Below are 17,953 nucleotides of genomic sequence, written 5' to 3' on the forward strand. Positions count from 1 at the left end.
CGATGAGCAAGTCTACTATGTTATTCAGAGTACTGATCTTTTTAGCCGCGATGTTGTCAGTTTCCGTATCGGCAGCCACTTTAAAAATTGCCACCTTGTCGCCGGAAGGTTCGACCTGGATGCAAAAGTTTCGCAAAGCGGCAGCAGATATTAAATCTCAGACTGACGGGCGGGTAAAAATTAAGTTTTATCCCGGCGGTGTGATGGGAGACGATGAAGCCGTTCTGAAAAAAATTAAAATCCGTCAGTTGCACGGCGGTGCTATGACGGGTGGTTCACTGGCGCGTTTTTATAGCGACAGCCAGGTTTATTCTTTGCCTTTGAAGTTTGATAACCTGCAACAGGTAAGTCAAGTGCGCGAGGCCATTGATGCGGAAATCCTGCAAGGCTACGAAGATGGTGGTTTTGTCACCTTTGGTCTGGCCGGTGGTGGCTTTGCTTACATCATGTCTAAAAAGCCCATTGCCCATCCACAGGATTTATTGGGTACCAAAAGCTGGGCACCCAACGCTGATCCGGCAACAGTTGTGTCATTTGAGACCTTTTCTATTTCTCCCATTCCGCTGGGTATTGGTGATGTTCTTGCAGGGCTGCAAACTGGCTTAATTGACACAGTGGCCACCTCTCCGGTGGCTGCTATTACTCTGCAATGGCATACCCAAATAAAACATGTGACCAAGGTGCCTCTGATTTACTTGTACGCTGTGATGGCGGTTCAAAAGAAGGCGTTTGATAAACTAAAATCAGACGATCAACAGATAGTGCGCAAGGTTTTCTCCAAAGCATTTGTGGAGCTGGATAAAGAAAGCGAAAAAGACAATGAAAAGGCATTGGCTGCGCTGGAGGCACAGGGTATCAATATAATCACGCCAAACTCAGAGCAATTAGCAGCCTGGAAAGCGCTTGGGCAGCAAGCGGCACAGGCCATGATTAAGCAAGGCTCAGTATCGCAACCCATGGTGAACAAACTGGAAAGCTTGCTGGCCGAAGCTGAGTGATTTGATGACGCAGAGAAAAGGGAAGTTCCCGCGCTTATTCAGATGTGTTGATGTTGCAGAACAAAGTATCATTGTGTTGCTGTTTTTTGCACTTCTTGGGCTCACACTGGCACAAATAATTTTGCGCAATATTTTTGATTCCGGACTGGTGTGGGCCGATGATGCCATCAAGGTTTTAGTTTTGTGGGTGGCAATGACCGGCGCCTTGTATGCTACCAGAGGAGCGCGCCACATCAGTATTGATGTTATAACCCGGTTCTTGCCTTTGGCTACTGCGCGCCTAATTCGAAGAATTTTGTTTTTTATTACTGCTGGCATATGTGTCAGTGCCGCCTGGCACAGTTATCAGTTTGTGCTGCTGGAACTGGAAGATCCCATGCTCGCGTTTCTGCAGGTGCCCACCTGGTTTACACAGGCCATTATTCCTTTAGTGTTACTGCTGATGGCAGTTCGCTTTGTCTGGACAAGTGTCTTTTTGCCTGAAGAAATAGAGCCGGAGCAGCCATGATTTTATTGATGATGGGGCTGGTGGTCGCCACGCTGCTTATGGGAATGCCATTATTTGCCGGTATTCTCGCCATCGCCATGCTGGGCTTTTATGCGGTGGATATCGATCTCATGGTCATCGCCATAGACATGTACCGCATCACTGAAACCCCGCTCATTGAAGCTATCCCACTTTTTACCTTTGCCGGATATTTATTAAGTGCCAGTCAAAGTTCAAAACGTCTGGTTAAGTTAACCCAGGCTATTTTGGGCTGGATCCCCGGCGGTCTGGCAATCGTCGCCTTTATTACCTGCGCTTTGTTTACTGCCTTTACAGGTGCTTCTGGTGTCACCATTGTGGCCTTAGGTGCCTTGTTATATCCGGCGCTACAACAAGCCGGTTATCAACAAAAATTCAGTCTGGGTCTGGTGACCACGTCGGGCAGTCTTGGGTTACTGTTTCCGCCGTCATTACCGCTTATTTTGTTCGGGGTTATTGCCCTGCAACTGGATATGCCGGTGGCCATGACCATTGAAGATTTGCTGGTGGCGGGGTTGTTACCAGGTTTGCTGATGATTGCCATGTTATCGCTCTGGAGTATGTGGATGCAGCGAGGTAATCGCATTGCTCGTCAGGCCTTTTCCTTTAATGAACTGACAGCTGCAATCAAAGACTCAAAATGGGAGATCCCGCTACCTGTCGTGCTGCTCGGAGGTATCTATTCTGGCTTTTTCGCACTCTCTGAGGCCGCTGTTGTTACCGTGGTTTATCTGTTGATTGTACAAGTGCTGATTTATCGCGATATTCCTTTTAAAAAGCTGCCGGGTCTGATCTGTGAATCCATGGTGATGGTGGGCGGAATTTTAATTATTCTTACCGCATCATTGGTGTTAACCAGTTATTTTATTGAGATAGAAGCGCCTACTCGATTGTTCGATTGGGTAAGTGAACAAATTCAAAGTCCACTGAGCTTTTTAATCACATTGAATTTGTTTTTATTGGTACTTGGGGCCTTTCTGGATATCTTTTCAGCCATAGTGATTATGGTGCCTTTGCTGTTACCCATTGCAGTGTCATTTGGCATACACCCGGTGCATCTAGGCGTAATCTTCCTCGCTAACATGCAAATCGGCTATTTAACGCCACCTGTTGGTATGAATCTCTTTATCGCCAGTTATCGCTTTGGTAAACCCATCACTGAAATTTACAAGGCGACGTTGGGCTTTATGGCGGTGTTGCTGCTTTCCCTTTTAATAATTACCTACTGGCCCGCGTTATCCTTACTATTTATCACAGAATAATGTCCGGACGCCTGATTTCTATGCTGTGCTACGCCACGCTTTAGTTTATAATCCTCTGATTTTTGGCCCGACTGATTTAATCGGGTCGCTTTTTGATATGGCGTCGTAAGATAAATCAACGCCGGTTGCCATCAAATATTAAGAAATAAAGGTTTTTTAATGCGCACGAATTATTGCGGAAACATAGATGCAAGTTATGTAGGCCAAACTGTTACCCTGTGTGGCTGGGTGAATCGTAGACGTGATCTGGGAGGCGTAATCTTCCTTGATCTTCGCGACAGAGAAGGGATTGTCCAGGTGGTTTATGATCCGGATTTACCTGAACTGTTCGACACCGCAAATTCTTTGCGTCAGGAGTTCTGTGTAAAAGTCGAAGGTCTGGTACGGGCGCGTCCGGAAGGACAAATTAACAAGCAGATGCGTACCGGCGAAATCGAAATTCTGGGTAAAGGTCTGGAAATTTTGAGTAAATCCGATGTACTGCCATTAGACTTTAACCAGGAAAACTCTGAAGAGCAACGCTTGCGTTATCGCTATCTGGATCTGCGTCGCCCTGAAATGTCGGAAAAGATTAAGTTCCGCGCCAAAGTCACCAGCGCGGTACGTAACTTCCTGGATCAAAATGGTTTTCTGGATATCGAAACCCCCATCTTAACCAAAGCGACACCAGAAGGGGCCCGTGATTATTTGGTGCCCAGTCGTACTCATAAAGGGCAGTTTTTTGCATTGCCTCAGTCACCGCAGTTGTTTAAACAATTGCTGATGATGTCAGGTATGGATCGCTATTATCAGATCGTAAAGTGCTTCCGTGACGAAGATTTACGTGCCGACAGACAACCTGAGTTCACGCAGATTGATATTGAAACCACCTTTATGGATGCCGACGGTGTAATGGCGGTGACTGAAGAGATGGTGCGCGGTCTGTTTAAGGATTTGCTCAACGTTGAGTTTGGTGAGTTCCCCAAAATGTCTTATGCCGAAGCCATGCAACGCTACGGCAGCGATAAGCCTGATTTGCGTAATCCGCTGGAAATCGTTGACGTTGCCGATTTGGTAAAAGACGTGGATTTCAAAGTATTTAGCGGTCCGGCTAATGATCCCAAAGGTCGTGTGGCGGTGATCCGCGTACCTGGCGGTGCCAGTCTGTCCCGTAAGAACATCGACGAATATGGCAAGTTTGTGGGTATCTACGGTGCCAAAGGCCTTGCTTGGTTAAAAGTTAATGATAAGTCTGCTGGTATGGATGGTTTGCAATCGCCGATCCTGAAATTCCTGTCAGAAGACGTAGCTAATGGTCTTCTGGAGCGCACTGGCGCGGAAACCGGAGACATCTTGTTATTCGGTGCTGACAGCTATACTGTCGTGTGCGAAGCACTGGGCGCGTTGCGTCTTAAATTAGGTAACGACTTAGATCTGTTAGAAGGCGACTGGCGTCCGCTTTGGGTGGTTGACTTCCCAATGTTTGAAGAAGTAGACGGTCAGTTCCACGCTTTGCATCATCCTTTCACTGCGCCGCGCAACATGACTCCTGAAGAATTAGAGCAGTCGCCAGGCACGGCTTTGTCTGACGCTTATGACATGGTGTTAAACGGTGTTGAATTGGGTGGTGGTTCGGTGCGTATCCACAATCAGGCAATGCAGCAACAGGTGTTTTCAATTCTGGGTATTGATGAGCAGGAAGCCAGAGAGAAATTTGGCTTCTTATTAGACGCCTTGAAGTTTGGTGCGCCACCGCACGCTGGTTTAGCCTTTGGTTTGGATCGCATGGTAATGTTGATGACAGGTTCCGATTCTATTCGCGACGTGATGGCATTCCCGAAAACTACTACTGCGGCTTGTCCGTTAACTGATGCGCCTGGATTCGCTAATCCGCAACAGTTACAGGAATTGGCGATCGCCTCGATTGCTAAGGAAAACGACTAAGTCATGAACTATAAACGACCCGAATCTGTGCTTGTGATGATTTATGATCATCTGGGCCAGGTTCTGGTGTTACAGCGCAAAGATGACCCGGAGTTCTGGCAGTCCGTCACTGGCACTATTGAGGCTGAAGAACTCCCCATCGAAACGGCGATTCGCGAAGTATTGGAAGAAACCGGCATTGACATAGTCACCCAAGGCTACGATTTAGTGGATACACGGGTAATTAATCAGTACGAGATCCGTCCTGAGTGGCGCTATAAATACCCTCCTGGTGAGTTTACTAACACCGAATACGTGTTTAGCGTCTGTGTTAACAGTGAGCTGCCATTGACGCTCACCGAGCATCTGACTCATGACTGGATGTTGCCAGAAGATGCCCAACAAAAAGTTTGGTCACAAAGTAATAAAGATGCCATTGCAAGGCACTTCGCAATTGCTGTACCTTCAGAGCCAGCACAATAAACGGAGCCTCGTCATGTTGGCGCAGGCAAAATCAATTTGGCAATTATATTAGGTATCGACCCCGGCTCCAGAGTGACTGGCTTTGGCATAATAGAGCAACGCGCTAACCGCACCAGCTATGTGGGGAGCGGTTGTATCAGAGTGCAGGGCGATGATCTGGCTGGCAGGCTGGAGCAAATCTATGCGGGTATTACTCAGGTCATTGAACAATATCAACCGCAGCAATTTGCCATCGAGCAAGTCTTTATGGCAAAAAATCCTGACTCTGCTTTGAAACTGGGACAGGCCAGAGGCGCAGCTATTGTCGCTGCCACTCAAAAGCAATTGCCTGTTAGCGAATATTCTGCACGTCAGATAAAGCAGTCTGTTGTGGGCAAGGGTAGCGCGGAAAAAGCCCAGGTGCAGCACATGGTGATGCATTTGCTATCTCTCAATAAAAAGCCGCAGTCTGATGCCGCCGACGCGCTGGCCGTCGCTTTGTGCCACCTGCACACCCAACAGAACCTAATCAAATTAGCCGGACAGGCCTCCAAAACCGTACGTGGTCGCTTGCGCTAACGGCGTTAATACTGTATAAAAAACCAGTTTAAAAGCGAATGATAGAGGAAGCGCATGATTGGTCGTATTCGAGGCAAACTGGTTGAAAAATTACCACCAGAAGTATTGATTGATGTCTCTGGAGTGGGTTACGAAATTCAGATGCCAATGACCAGCTTGTATCAATTGCCGGAATTAGGCTCAGAAGTCATCGTTTACACGCATTTTGTGGTGCGTGAAGACGCGCAGTTGTTATTTGGTTTTGCCGATCGTCAGGAAAGAGCACTCTTCAGAGAGCTAATCAAAGCGAATGGTGTAGGGCCAAAGATGGCGCTAACTATTATGTCTGGCATGACGGCAGCACAATTTGCTCAGGTGGTTAATCAGGGCGATGTATCTTCTTTAGTAAAATTACCCGGTGTTGGTAAAAAAACCGCAGAACGATTATTAGTTGAAATGAAAGATCGGCTTAAAACCGTATTTGGCGACGTTGATGCTATGGCAATCACGCCAGTGGATATCGGTAATTCAGTACTGCCAACTACTGCTGGTGGTGCCAGAGACGAAGCGCTGAGCGCTCTGTTAGCACTGGGCTACAAGCCGCCACAGGCTGAGAAAATGTTGAAGACCGTCTTTAATGAGGCGTCATCAGCGGAAGAATTAATCAGAGATGCACTTAAAAGCGTCGCTTAACCGCCAGGACCATAACTATCTATGATTGAAGCAGATCGTATTATCTCCAGTGATGCGCGGAGCGAGGAAGAGGCAGTAGATCGCGCCATCAGACCTAAAATGTTGGCGGATTACACCGGACAAGATCACGTTTGTGCGCAAATGGAGATTTTTATTCAGGCCGCCAGGCAAAGGCAGGACGCCCTGGATCATCTGTTGATATTTGGCCCGCCCGGACTGGGTAAAACCACTTTAGCCAACATTGTTGCCAACGAACTGGATGTAAATATAAAAACCACTTCAGGTCCGGTGCTGGAAAAAGCCGGTGACTTGGCTGCTATGCTTACCAACCTGGAAGCCCATGATGTTTTATTTATCGATGAAATTCATCGCCTGAGTCCGGTGGTGGAAGAGGTGTTGTATCCGGCAATGGAAGACTATCAGTTGGATATTATGATCGGTGAAGGGCCAGCCGCTCGTTCCATTAAACTCGATTTGCCACCCTTTACCCTTATTGGCGCAACCACTCGAGCTGGCTCATTAACGTCACCACTGCGGGACCGCTTTGGTATTGTACAGCGCCTGGAGTTTTATAACGTAAAAGACCTGGCCAGCATTGTTGCCCGCTCCGCACGCTATCTTAATATGGACTTGAGTGAGGAGGGCGCATTTGAAATTGCTGCGCGCTCTCGTGGTACTCCCAGAATTGCCAATCGCTTATTACGCCGGGTACGTGACTATTCCGATGTAAAAGGCAATGGCATTGTAGATAAAGACATCGCTTCGAAAGCACTGGATATGCTCAATGTGGATGTTGAAGGCTTTGATTATATGGACCGAAAGTTATTGAGCGCAATTCTGGAGAAGTTTTCCGGAGGACCGGTAGGTCTGGATAATTTAGCGGCAGCAATCGGTGAAGCCAAAGATACGATAGAAGATGTTATTGAGCCATTCTTAATTCAGCAAGGGTTCCTGCAGCGCACTCCTCGTGGTCGCATTGCCACACAGCGCACATTCACTCATTTTGGTTTGAGTTACGAAAATCCAGAGCAAGGCCGGTAAAACACGAAAGTAATTTTTGCTGGCTGCAGAAAGAAAAATGCCCGCTAAAAAGCGGGCGAAAACAACAAGTGTTGAAGGAAAATAAATCCAAGGAACATATCCATGAGAATCAAGTTTTGAAGAACTGCTGTGCAAATTTAAACAGTTACCTGCCTCTCTGAAGATGCGAGCATTGTACAGCCACAGGCATTTCCTTCAACTGAAATAAATTAATAGTTGAGATTAGAAAAACTAATGTTAAAAAATGGTTAAAGATTTTTGATTTAGTCTGATATTCAAACGATAAAATAAAAAACTATAATAAATACAGTGTTATATATCAATTTGAATAAAACGTTTTGGCTATTAATATAAGTTTTGCGGCAGGTGTGAGGTGTGGGCATTGGTAAGCTTGCCCGATGATCCAGAATATGTATCAAAATTTTAATGATTAAATTACTTCATTGCATAACTTTGCAGGTCAATGATTGCTGAGCAATTTATATAATTACATTAAAAACAATGCTTTATAATGTTTTCATGTGCTTTTGCAGGGTTCTGCATAATTATCCTTTAATAAAACCGAAAAGTGACATTTTCTCAGAATGAATCCAACCTGAACGCATTCCTTTGCAAGTGTGCTATCTTAAGCACAATAAAATTTGTGATATTTCAGTATTGCAACGAGGAGCAAAATGCATAATTGGCAAATCAGAGTCTATTACGAAGATACTGATGCGGGTGGAATTGTCTATTACGCCAACTATTTGAAGTTTATGGAGCGTGCCCGAACTGAGTGGCTGAGAAGTTTGGGCATTGAACAAACCGATTTGTTGCAACAATCCGTGGGTTTTGTTGTCAGACACGTAGAAATGGAAAATATACAAGCCGCCAGATTTAATGATCTGTTGTGTATTTCCAGTCAAATTGTAGAATTGAAACGAGCCAGTTTAGTATTCCAACAGGAAATACGAAATCAAAGCAATAATAAGCTGGTCAGTGCGTTAATACGGGTAGCCTGTGTGGATCTAAATAAAATGAAGCCACTGGCTATTCCAAAATCTATTGTAGGGGAACTTTCTCGTGTCGTCTGAGCTATCCTTTTTCGACCTGTTTTGGCAGGCCAGTATCTTAGTACAGTTGGTAATGCTTACGCTGCTGATTATTTCAGTGGTTTCCTGGGCTTTCATTTTTCAGCGTAATAAAGCGCTTTCCCTGGCCAGCAAAGAAATCAAAAAGTTTGAGGACAGGTTTTGGTCCGGTGCTGACCTGAATCGTTTATATCAGGAACTTTCTGCCAGACAGTCGATAGGCGGTTTGGCCAGTTTATTCTGCGCCGGTTTTAAAGAATTCGTACGCCTGAGTAAAAGCTCCACCACGCATCCTGATGCCATTATGGATGGCACTCACAGAGCCATGCGTGTGTCCCTGTCTCGGGAAGTCGATAATCTGGAAAGTCACTTACCCTTTCTGGCAACAGCAGGTTCAATCAGTCCCTATATTGGATTGTTCGGTACTGTCTGGGGGATTATGAATTCATTTATCGCCTTAGGTGGACAGCACCAGGCAACCCTGGCCATGGTGGCTCCCGGTATTGCCGAAGCGCTGATTGCGACAGCAATGGGCTTGTTTGCCGCGATACCGGCAGTAATCGCCTATAACCGGTTTAGCCACCAGGTCGAAAAATTAGAAAACAATTACGCCAACTTCATGGAAGAGTTTTCCAGCATACTGCACAGGCAAGCTTTAGCGAATAGTCGCGAAGGTCAATAGGGCAGAGGAGCGACTAATGGTTGTTTATGTCAGAAAACGCAGGCGTCCGGTCTCTGAAATCAATGTAGTTCCCTATATTGACGTCATGCTGGTTTTGCTCATTATCTTTATGGTTACAGCGCCGTTGGTAACCCAGGGAGTTAAGGTAGACCTTCCAAAAGCTGAAGCCGAGCCATTAAAAGAAGATACCAAGCCACCTTTAATTGCTTCTGTTGATGCTGAAGGTAAGTACTATTTGAATGTGGGAGACACCCAAAAAGACCCAATGAGCGCTGAAGATTTAGCGGTTCTGGTGGCTAAGCATCTGCAAAAAGAACCAGGCACACCTGTGGTGGTTAAAGGTGATGGCAATGTACCCTATAACAATGTGATCCAGTTGATGGTGCTGTTACAAAGAGCCGGAGCGCCATCGGTTGGCTTGATGACCGACATGCCCGAAAAATGAAGTTTATTGAGCATCCCGTAGGGAAATCATTTGCATTACATTTTGCTCTGGGAGCGGTGCTGGTTACCAGTGTGCACTTTTCGCCAACACCTGAAGTGCCGCAATTGAATGCGGCGTCTCAGCCCATTGAAGCTGTGGTGGTCGACGCTGCAGTGATCAACGAACAATTGCAGAAAATAGAAGACGAAAAACGTCAAAAGCTGGAAGCTGAGCGACGTAAGAAAGAAGAACAGGAGCGTCGCATTCGTGAACGGGAAGAAGAAGTCAGACGAGCTGAACAAGCTGCTGCTGAAGCGAGACGCAAGAAAAAAGAAGAAGAACAGCGCGCTGCGGAAGAAGCCCGGCAGCGCAAAATAGCCGAGCAAGAAAAGGCTAAACGGCTGAAAGAAGAACGAGAAAAGAAAGAGCGCGAACGCAAAGAAGCGAAGCGCAAAAAAGCAGAAGAAGAGCGTAAGCGGAAAGAAGCGGAAGAGCGAGCCAGAGAGGAAGCCAAACGCAAAGAGCAAGAAGCGCTTGAAATGGCGGAACAAGAGCGCATATTAGAAGAGCAGCTCAGAGCGGAGCAGGCGGCCAGAAATGCCCGTAAGCGTCGTCAGGTGATTTCTGAAATCGGCAAATACACCGCTTTGATTGAGCAAACTATTAAGCGTAACTGGATTGTAGATCCTTCGATGAAAGGCAAATCTTGTCGATTGAATATCCGATTGGCATCCAGTGGTTTGGTTATTCAGGTGACTCAGTTGGAAGGGGATTCTAATGTTTGTCGCTCTGCACAATCTGCCGTGCTAAAAGCCGAAACACTGCCGGTTTCCTCAGATCCCGATGTGTTCGCAGAAATGAAAGAAATTAATTTAACGTTAAAACCCTAATGGTGTTTAAGTAAATATGACAATAACAAAATCGTCTCATGCGCTACTAAACCGACTTAAAACATACAGCTTGTTGTTACTGTTACTCATTGCTGGTAACGCTCATGCTGCTTTGGAAATTGTTATTACCGAAGGTATAGATTCGGCGCGTCCGGTGGGTGTAGTGCCTTTCAAATGGAAAGGTGAGGGCGCAATGCCTGGCACTTTGGCAGATGTCATTTCTGCAGACCTGATGCGCAGTGGTAAGTTCAATCCGCTTTCCCAGCAGGACATGCCTCAGTTCCCCACTTCGGATGCCGAAGTAGATTATACCGCTTGGGCGTCGAAAGGCGTGGAAGTTATTCTGGTGGGCACGGTTGAGCCATATTCCCTGGATCGCTATCTGGTCAGTTTTGAGCTTATCGATGTGATTCGCGGCCAGATCACTGGTGGTAATGCCCGGGTGTTAAGCGCCGGCAAACTGGTGGATTCACAGGATCACATACTGGATACCCGCCAGATTGTCGTAGATGGTAATAAATTCCGTCGCCATGCCCATTACATTAGTGATGTCATTTATGAAGAGTTAACCGGCATCAAAGGGGCATTTCGCACCCGTATTGCTTATGTCACAGTGAACATCAAAGAGGGCAATAAAACCCCTTATCAATTAGTTGTGGCTGATTATGATGGCGAGAATGAAAATATCTTGTTGAAATCTCCTGAGCCGCTGATGTCACCTTCATGGTCCCCGGATGGCAACAAGCTGGCCTATGTCAGTTTTGAAAATCGCAGACCACAAATCTTTTTGCAAGATATCTATACCCGTAGTCGTACCCGTCTGACCGATTATGAGGGGATTAATGGCTCACCGGTATTCTCTCCGGACGGACGGCAAATCGCCATGGTGCTGTCAAAGGACGGTAACGCAGAAATCTATTTATTGGATATTGCAAGCAGAGAAACTCGCAGATTGACCCGTAACAGGTATATAGATACAGAACCAAGTTGGACCCCAGATGGAAAAAGCATCATATTTACCTCAGAACGGGGTGGTAAACCTCAGATTTATCGCGTAAATTTAGCATCTGGTAAAGTTCGTAGAATAACTTTCGAAGGTGAAATGAATCTCGGCGGAACTGTGACACCAGACGGTAATGAGTTGGTGATGGTAAACCGGACGAGGGGTGATTATCATATCGCCAGACAAGATTTTAAAACCAGTACAATGCAAGTACTAACGAAGACTTATCTGGATGAGTCTCCGAGCATTGCACCAAATGGAGCTATGATCATCTACAGTACCTTACATCAGGGACAGCAAGTGTTGTCGTTGGTGTCACTGGATGGTCGATTTAAGGCAAGAATACCGGCAGTAGAAGGCGAGGTGAAATCTCCTAGCTGGTCACCCTTTCTACTGTAAGACAATTTGTTAATAAGATTCATAAATAATAAGGATCAAGAGGATGCAACTAAATAAAATCATGAAAGGAGTGTTCATCGCTCTGCCAGTCGTTACGCTTATGGCCTGTTCTTCAAGCCCCAGCTCTTCTGATGCTGAAACAGCGAGAAGCAACGAGTCTGCTGCGAGCTCACAGACCTCTGGTTCAGAAAACTCAGGTGTTGTTGTCGGCACTGTTGCACAAGAAAAGTCGCCTGAAGAAATTCGTCAGGAACAAAAAGAAGCTCTTATGCGCAATCAAATTGTGTATTTTGACTTCGACCGCTCAAGCGTAAGCAGCGAATTCTACAGCCTGCTAAATGAACATGCAGAGTTTTTGCGTAACAACCCTTCACAGCGCGTAACGATTGAAGGTCACTGTGACAAGCGCGGTACTCCTGAGTACAACATTGCACTGGGTGAGCGTCGTGCTAAGTCAGTTGAAACCTTTATGCAGAACGCAGGTGTAAGTGCATCTCAAATCTCAGTAGTTTCTTACGGTGAAGAGAAGCCTGTTGCTATGGGTGACACAGAGCGTGCATTCAAGCAAAACCGTAGAGCTGTATTGGTGTACAACTAAGCTGAATGTTAATGAAACTTAACAAACTAGTTGGTTGCACATTGGTGCTATGGGGAGCCAATGCGGCTGCCCAGGCACCAGTTGAAAATCTTAACTCTAAAAGTTTGCAGGAACGGCTAATTATTTTGGAACGCACTATTTCTGCGCGTAACGACGCGCAACAGGTGATCCAAACGCAATTAGACGAAATGCAGCTAGAGGTTAACGAGTTGCGTGGTGCTGTAGAATTACACACTCACAAACTCGAACAGATTTTACAAAGACAACGTGAACTGTATCTGGAAATAGATCGTCGGGTTGAGTCTTTAGCCCAGGCTCCAGTTAATGAACCGGCAGTTCCGGAAACCGTGGTAGATGAGTCTCAATTAGAGTCACAAATGTACGACGGTGCGGTAAATCTGATCCTTAAGGAAAAGAAATACGACGAAGCAATTCCGGAGTTTCGAGCCTTCCTGAAAAGTTACCCGCAATCTGAATATGCACCTAATGCACATTATTGGTTGGGGCAGCTACTATTCAACAAGCGAGAGTTTGGTAATGCTGAGCAACACTTTGAACAGGTTGTGAAGTTTTATCCTGATTCTGGCAAACGAGCAGATTCCTTATTAAAACTAGGGGTGATCGCTCAGAGAAGGTCTAATATTGCGAAAGCCACGCAATTATTTGAGCAAGTCATTGCCGAATATCCGGATGCATCGGAAAAACGTTTAGCAGAGACTCGCCTGAAAAATATCAGAGACGGCGCAAATTAGTGTTGTAAATATGGTCGAATTGCGGAGATATTCATCGTTCGATCATGTTTCTGCAATATTTATCAAATTTCTCCTTGCACCTCGCTAAGATTTAAGTATTATACGCCTCCGTCGCCGAGAGGCACATGAAGAAAGGGTCGTTAGCTCAGTTGGTAGAGCAGTTGACTTTTAATCAATTGGTCGCTGGTTCGAATCCAGCACGACCCACCACTTCTTCTTCAAAATCTATCTAAGACAATCTGATATGTGGGTCGTTAGCTCAGTTGGTAGAGCAGTTGACTTTTAATCAATTGGTCGCTGGTTCGAATCCAGCACGACCCACCACTCAAACATCAGCATATATTTAAATCCCCGAAAGCAATTATTCAGTACTCGTTGAGTGCCGGATGAGAATCAGCGCGTTCGACAAATCGTAGGGAACGATTTGCACAGCCGAAGGCTGCCCGAAGGGTGAGTATCATGGACGATACGAATGAATCCAGCACGACCCACCACTCAATCATCAGCATATATCAAAATCGTTGTAGGTCGGAATTTATTCCGACATTAATGTTAAACCCACCACCGCTGTCCGACTGAAGTCGAACTTACAATTCCACCACCGCTGTCCGACTGGCAGATTTTTGCTCCTGCAAAATCGACATTCACTACATCCATGTAGCTCAGTCGAACCTACAAATCACACATCGCCTGACGCAACCGTTTCTGCCTTAAAACATAAAAACATAATAAATGGCTAATAAATAATCTATCAGTGCTGCTCTTTCGTATAGTTTCTAGTATAATCCGCACCCTTTTGAAACTTGACGTGGTTTAAGATGCAGCCGGCAAAAATTGATATCGAATATTCTTTCCCTGGTAAACCTGCGGTTTTAAGTGAACTGCAGCAATCAGAATATAAGCAACGTATTAAAGCTTTATTAGAAGAAAAGAATGCCGTATTGATTGCTCACTATTATACAGACCCTGAAATTCAGGCTTTGGCTGAAGAGACCGGAGGTTTTATCTCTGACTCTCTGGAGATGGCTCGATTTGGAAAGAATGCTGAACAAAAAACGCTGATTGTGGCTGGCGTTAAGTTTATGGGTGAGACGGCTAAAATACTAAGTCCGGAAAAAACGGTACTGATGCCAACTCTGGAAGCAACCTGCTCATTGGATTTGGGCTGCCCAATCAAAGAGTTTGATGAGTTTTGTTCTGCTCATCCAGACAGAACTGTGGTGGTTTATGCTAATACCTCTGCTGCGGTTAAAGCGCGTGCCGATTGGGTAGTGACATCCAGTATCGCACTGGATGTGGTTGAACACCTGGATAGTCAGGGCCAAAAGATCTTATGGGGACCCGATCGCCATTTGGGCAACTATATCGCAAAGAAAACTGGCGCAGACATGTTGATGTGGCAAGGGGAGTGCATAGTTCACGATGAATTTTCCTCAAAAGCTTTGCAAGACATGAAAAACGTTTACCCAGACGCTGCAATTCTTGTACACCCTGAATCGCCCGCCAGTGTGGTAGATATGGCTGATGCTGTCGGCTCTACCTCGCAACTAATAAAAGCGGCTCAGGAGCTACCAAATCAACAGTTGATAGTGGCTACTGATAAAGGCATTTTCTATAAAATGCAGCAATTCGCACCCGGTAAAACCTTTATCGAAGCGCCGACGGCGGGTAATGGCGCAACATGCAGAAGTTGTGCTCATTGTCCCTGGATGGCAATGAATGGTCTGGCAGCGATAGAAAGCGCGTTAACTGATACCAGTGGGCATGAGATATTTGTAGATGATGCCTTACGGGAAAAGGCTTTGATTCCTTTAAATCGCATGTTGAATTTTTCGACAGCACGTAAGTAAACCTCAGAAATTAGCCTATTATTTGATTGGTTTTAGTGGGTTTTAACTGTGACAGGCGGCTATTTCGCCACTTAAGTCATATTTTAGTAATTTTTACTTGATTCAGTGTTTTTAAACCCCTAAAATACGCCACCTGTTTTGAGGCGCTAACAAAACCTCAAAAAGCACAAGTTAATAGGTGGGATGGCTGAGCTTGCTGACTAATTTGTCTGGAACAAATTAGACCATGCGAAGCATGGCCCGAAGGGCGAAGGCAGAATGCCGGAATAACGCGCACGAGTAGTGCGCCGACATACAAATAACACCGAAGTTTGTATGTCACATAAAACAAGTTAATAGGTGAGATGGCTGAGCTGGCTGACTAATTTGTCTGGAACAAATTAGACCATGCGAAGCATGGCCCGAAGGGCGAAGGCAGGATGCCGGAGTAACGCACACAAGTAGTGCGCCGACATACAAATACCACCGAAGTTTGTATGTCACATAGAACAAGTTAATAGGTGAGATGGCTGAGCTGGCTGAAGGCGCACGCCTGGAAAGTGTGTTTAGGTTAACCCCTAACGAGGGTTCGAATCCCTCTCTCACCGCCATATAAACAAAGAGGCCCTGCTCGAAAGAGCAGGGCCTCTTTGTTTATATGTTGCTGAATGGATTCCGAACCCGGAGGGTTCGACCAGATTGCCGGGAGCAATCTGGAACGTCGCTTGCGACGGCCCGAAGGGCGAAATACATGGATGTATTTCGTAATCCCTCCTCCTCTGTTTCGTATGCCTAACACTCAATCAATAATTATCACATCAAGCGGGTTTTTTCGTATATGGCGGTGAGAGAGTATGTGAAGAGAACCCTTCGGTTCGACTGGATTGTCGGGAACAATCCAGAACATCGGAGGAACGACGATGGCCTGAAAGGCGAGGGCAGGGATAGCCCGAGTACAAAAAAGCCGGGAGCATTTTTATGTCGTACATCCCTGTACGCCACTTGCTTCGCAAGCCAGCCTCCGTCTGTTCTGATTTGTTCCTACAAATCTTGGTGGACATCGCTTGCGATGGTCGCGAAGCGACAAAATACAGGGAAGTATTTACAATTCCTCTCTGGTTGAATCTCGCACCTGGCCCCTTTTTCCGAATCGTCTTTTATATGTAGCAGTTTCTGGTATCAGACCACTCAATCAATAATTATCACATCAAGCGGGGTTTTTCGTATATGGCGGTGAGAGAGTATGTGAAGAGAACCCTTCGGTTCGACTGGATTGTCGGGAACAATCCAGAACATCGGAGGAACGACGATGGCCTGAAAGGCGAGGGCAGGGATAGCCCGAGTACAAAAATGCCTGGAGCAATTTGTGAATATTTATCGCTTTACTATTACAGCAAAAAATTAGAATACGAGCGCTCCTAAATGGCGTATAAAACAACCCTACTTAACCACACAGAAGTAAAAATCACCTGGTCTACGGTGCCGACCATAACTATTCATGATTCTGTCCTTGTTAGATGGTAAACTAAGTATGCAAATTTAGAGAATTCCATTAAAGTAAAAAACAAATCAACAGATCTAACAAGAATATCGATGTCTAATCCTCATAAACCGAATACTGCCCAGTGGCAAGCTTATGAAATTCAGCAGGCCCAAGCCGGACATGATACCGGAACAATGGTTAATGAGGGGGAGCGTCGTCGTATCGAGGATGAGCGCGTTAGAAAAGAACAGGCAGACAAGGCGTTTTGGGACGAACAACAAAAATCTGTTGAGCGAAATCACTTAGCTGCTCAAAAAAAGAATGAGCAAAATGTTATTACATCAGCGCAAACAAGTACCCCTAAAAAACTGGAAAGTGAAAGTGAATATTACGCTGGTTTTCTGGGTTTAATTGCGGCTATTTTTATCGGATTTGCGATGTATAGAGAGGGGGCGGAAACATCTGAATATGTGTTTGGTGGTTTTGTAGCGTATGGTTTAGTCAGCGCTGCTTTTTGGACTTTGTTTAAAGCCGTAGGGTTGATATTCAAAGGCGTAAAAGTTTTGTTGAAAATTAGTGTTGTATTGGCATTGTTCATATTGATTTTTTTGTTTTTACAAGGTCGAATCTAAATACTGCTAATTTCACAACATTTTCTGAATTAAAAGTGTCCTATTTTTTGAGGCAGTTGTCGTGATGCACATGGCGAATCAATGAAGTAAATTATCAGTCACCAGAAAAACTTCTAAATACTTCATCCACAAAGCCAGGATTAGTAATGAAGGGGTTTTCTTTGCCCTGAATTGCGAGGATGCGTTCATTGCGCCACTTTTCTTCTGAGTTCGGTCGGTATCTTTTGTGCCACTTCAACATTAGTGGCAATTGTCCGTAATCGGGGAGTTGGTATTGCCAGATAATATAGAGCATTGAACGGGCCAGCTCGCCTTTGGCAAACTCTCTGGGTTCTATGCCCTTATCAAAAATAGTGAAATTGCAGTAACTGGCTTCGCCGCTGTTTTTATCGCTTTCAATAAACAGATAGTGCTGTCTGAGACGTAAGGATTTTTCTGCTGTAGGCCACAAATTGTGCAAATCTGAACTGGCTTCCAGGTAACGGGCGTAATCACAGTCGTTTTCAGCTGAGCAATTCATTGCATTCGCCATCCAGGCCATAGGATATACGTGGCCCACTGTTACGTCTTGCGATGTGTTGTTGGACATGGCGCAATACAGGGTGTGATATTGCTGGTTGTAAAGCTGTTGCCAGAACACTGTGTTTTTGACCTGTTCAAAAGACGAGGTATTGGCCTGAGAATAAAACGGCACTAGCAGCAAAAATAACAAACACAGTTTTTTGAGCATTAATTTATCGGCTTTTTAC

18 protein-coding genes and 3 tRNA genes are annotated in these 17,953 nt (G+C 45.5%); 20 read left to right on the forward strand and 1 reads right to left on the reverse strand.

Annotation, left to right across the window (positions count from 1 at the left end; translation table 11 throughout):
- Positions 1-2: 2 nt before the first annotated feature.
- The 20 genes from ACXAD8_RS22730 (at position 3) to ACXAD8_RS22825 (ending at position 17,204) form a co-directional block, all read left to right on the forward strand.
- Complete coding sequence (locus tag ACXAD8_RS22730) at positions 3-998, forward strand: TRAP transporter substrate-binding protein (RefSeq protein ID WP_475232745.1); 996 nt, start codon at positions 3-5, stop codon at positions 996-998.
- 4 nt (positions 999-1,002) lie between these two features.
- Positions 1,003-1,506 (forward strand): TRAP transporter small permease, encoded by a 504-nt coding sequence (locus ACXAD8_RS22735; protein WP_475232747.1) that lies wholly within the window; start codon positions 1,003-1,005, stop codon positions 1,504-1,506.
- The gene (locus ACXAD8_RS22740; protein WP_475232749.1) at positions 1,503-2,786 is read left to right on the forward strand and encodes a TRAP transporter large permease; all 1,284 of its coding nucleotides are present in this window, start codon (positions 1,503-1,505) and stop codon (positions 2,784-2,786) included. The genes ACXAD8_RS22735 and ACXAD8_RS22740 overlap by 4 nt, the downstream gene beginning before the upstream one ends.
- 159 nt (positions 2,787-2,945) lie before the next feature.
- A complete protein-coding gene (aspS, locus tag ACXAD8_RS22745) occupies positions 2,946-4,709 on the forward strand; it encodes an aspartate--tRNA ligase (RefSeq protein WP_475232751.1) in 1,764 nt (587 codons plus the stop codon).
- A gap of 3 nt (positions 4,710-4,712) precedes the next feature.
- The gene (gene nudB, locus ACXAD8_RS22750) at positions 4,713-5,171 is read left to right on the forward strand and encodes a dihydroneopterin triphosphate diphosphatase (RefSeq protein ID WP_475232753.1); all 459 of its coding nucleotides are present in this window, start codon (positions 4,713-4,715) and stop codon (positions 5,169-5,171) included.
- 36 nt (positions 5,172-5,207) lie between these two features.
- Positions 5,208-5,729, forward strand: coding sequence for a crossover junction endodeoxyribonuclease RuvC (ruvC, locus tag ACXAD8_RS22755; RefSeq protein WP_475232755.1), 522 nt, complete (start codon positions 5,208-5,210; stop codon positions 5,727-5,729).
- A gap of 54 nt (positions 5,730-5,783) precedes the next feature.
- On the forward strand, positions 5,784-6,401 hold the full coding sequence (gene ruvA / locus ACXAD8_RS22760) for a Holliday junction branch migration protein RuvA (RefSeq protein WP_475232757.1): 618 nt from the start codon (positions 5,784-5,786) through the stop codon (positions 6,399-6,401).
- A gap of 21 nt (positions 6,402-6,422) precedes the next feature.
- On the forward strand, positions 6,423-7,442 hold the full coding sequence (ruvB, locus tag ACXAD8_RS22765; RefSeq protein ID WP_475232758.1) for a Holliday junction branch migration DNA helicase RuvB: 1,020 nt from the start codon (positions 6,423-6,425) through the stop codon (positions 7,440-7,442).
- Positions 7,443-8,116: 674 nt separating this feature from the next.
- Positions 8,117-8,515, forward strand: a complete 399-nt coding sequence (ybgC, locus tag ACXAD8_RS22770) for a tol-pal system-associated acyl-CoA thioesterase (protein WP_475232760.1) — start codon at positions 8,117-8,119, stop codon at positions 8,513-8,515.
- Complete coding sequence (tolQ, locus tag ACXAD8_RS22775; RefSeq protein WP_475232762.1) at positions 8,505-9,194, forward strand: protein TolQ; 690 nt, start codon at positions 8,505-8,507, stop codon at positions 9,192-9,194. Before ybgC ends, tolQ begins: the two co-directional genes overlap by 11 nt.
- Positions 9,195-9,210: 16 nt before the next feature.
- A complete protein-coding gene (gene tolR, locus ACXAD8_RS22780; RefSeq protein WP_475232764.1) occupies positions 9,211-9,639 on the forward strand; it encodes a protein TolR in 429 nt (142 codons plus the stop codon).
- Entirely contained in the window at positions 9,636-10,508 is an 873-nt protein-coding gene (gene tolA / locus ACXAD8_RS22785) for a cell envelope integrity protein TolA (RefSeq protein ID WP_475232766.1), read from the forward strand. The genes tolR and tolA overlap by 4 nt, the downstream gene beginning before the upstream one ends.
- Before the next feature lie 16 nt (positions 10,509-10,524).
- On the forward strand, positions 10,525-11,910 hold the full coding sequence (tolB, locus tag ACXAD8_RS22790) for a Tol-Pal system beta propeller repeat protein TolB (protein ID WP_475232768.1): 1,386 nt from the start codon (positions 10,525-10,527) through the stop codon (positions 11,908-11,910).
- 43 nt (positions 11,911-11,953) lie between these two features.
- Positions 11,954-12,508 carry a peptidoglycan-associated lipoprotein Pal gene (gene pal / locus ACXAD8_RS22795; RefSeq protein WP_475232769.1) on the forward strand — a complete coding sequence of 185 codons (555 nt, stop codon included), beginning with the start codon at positions 11,954-11,956 and terminating at the stop codon, positions 12,506-12,508.
- A gap of 11 nt (positions 12,509-12,519) precedes the next feature.
- A complete protein-coding gene (ybgF, locus tag ACXAD8_RS22800) occupies positions 12,520-13,260 on the forward strand; it encodes a tol-pal system protein YbgF (RefSeq protein WP_475232770.1) in 741 nt (246 codons plus the stop codon).
- 134 nt (positions 13,261-13,394) lie between these two features.
- Positions 13,395-13,470: transfer RNA gene (locus tag ACXAD8_RS22805), tRNA-Lys, on the forward strand.
- Between the two features lie 38 nt (positions 13,471-13,508).
- Positions 13,509-13,584 (forward strand) — tRNA-Lys (locus ACXAD8_RS22810).
- A gap of 494 nt (positions 13,585-14,078) precedes the next feature.
- Positions 14,079-15,110 (forward strand): quinolinate synthase NadA, encoded by a 1,032-nt coding sequence (gene nadA, locus ACXAD8_RS22815; protein ID WP_475232771.1) that lies wholly within the window; start codon positions 14,079-14,081, stop codon positions 15,108-15,110.
- 499 nt (positions 15,111-15,609) lie between these two features.
- Positions 15,610-15,700: transfer RNA gene (locus ACXAD8_RS22820), tRNA-Ser, on the forward strand.
- A gap of 982 nt (positions 15,701-16,682) precedes the next feature.
- Positions 16,683-17,204: a hypothetical protein gene (locus ACXAD8_RS22825; RefSeq protein ID WP_475232773.1), complete on the forward strand. Its 522-nt coding sequence runs from the start codon at positions 16,683-16,685 to the stop codon at positions 17,202-17,204.
- Between the two features lie 94 nt (positions 17,205-17,298).
- Here the strand turns inward: ACXAD8_RS22825 and ACXAD8_RS22830 are convergent, their stop codons facing one another.
- Positions 17,299-17,934, reverse strand: a complete 636-nt coding sequence (locus ACXAD8_RS22830; protein WP_475232775.1) for an endonuclease — start codon at positions 17,932-17,934, stop codon at positions 17,299-17,301.
- Positions 17,935-17,953: the final 19 nt, after the last annotated feature.

The sequence above is a fragment of the Planctobacterium sp. AWH2_060 genome, from assembly GCF_056158425.1.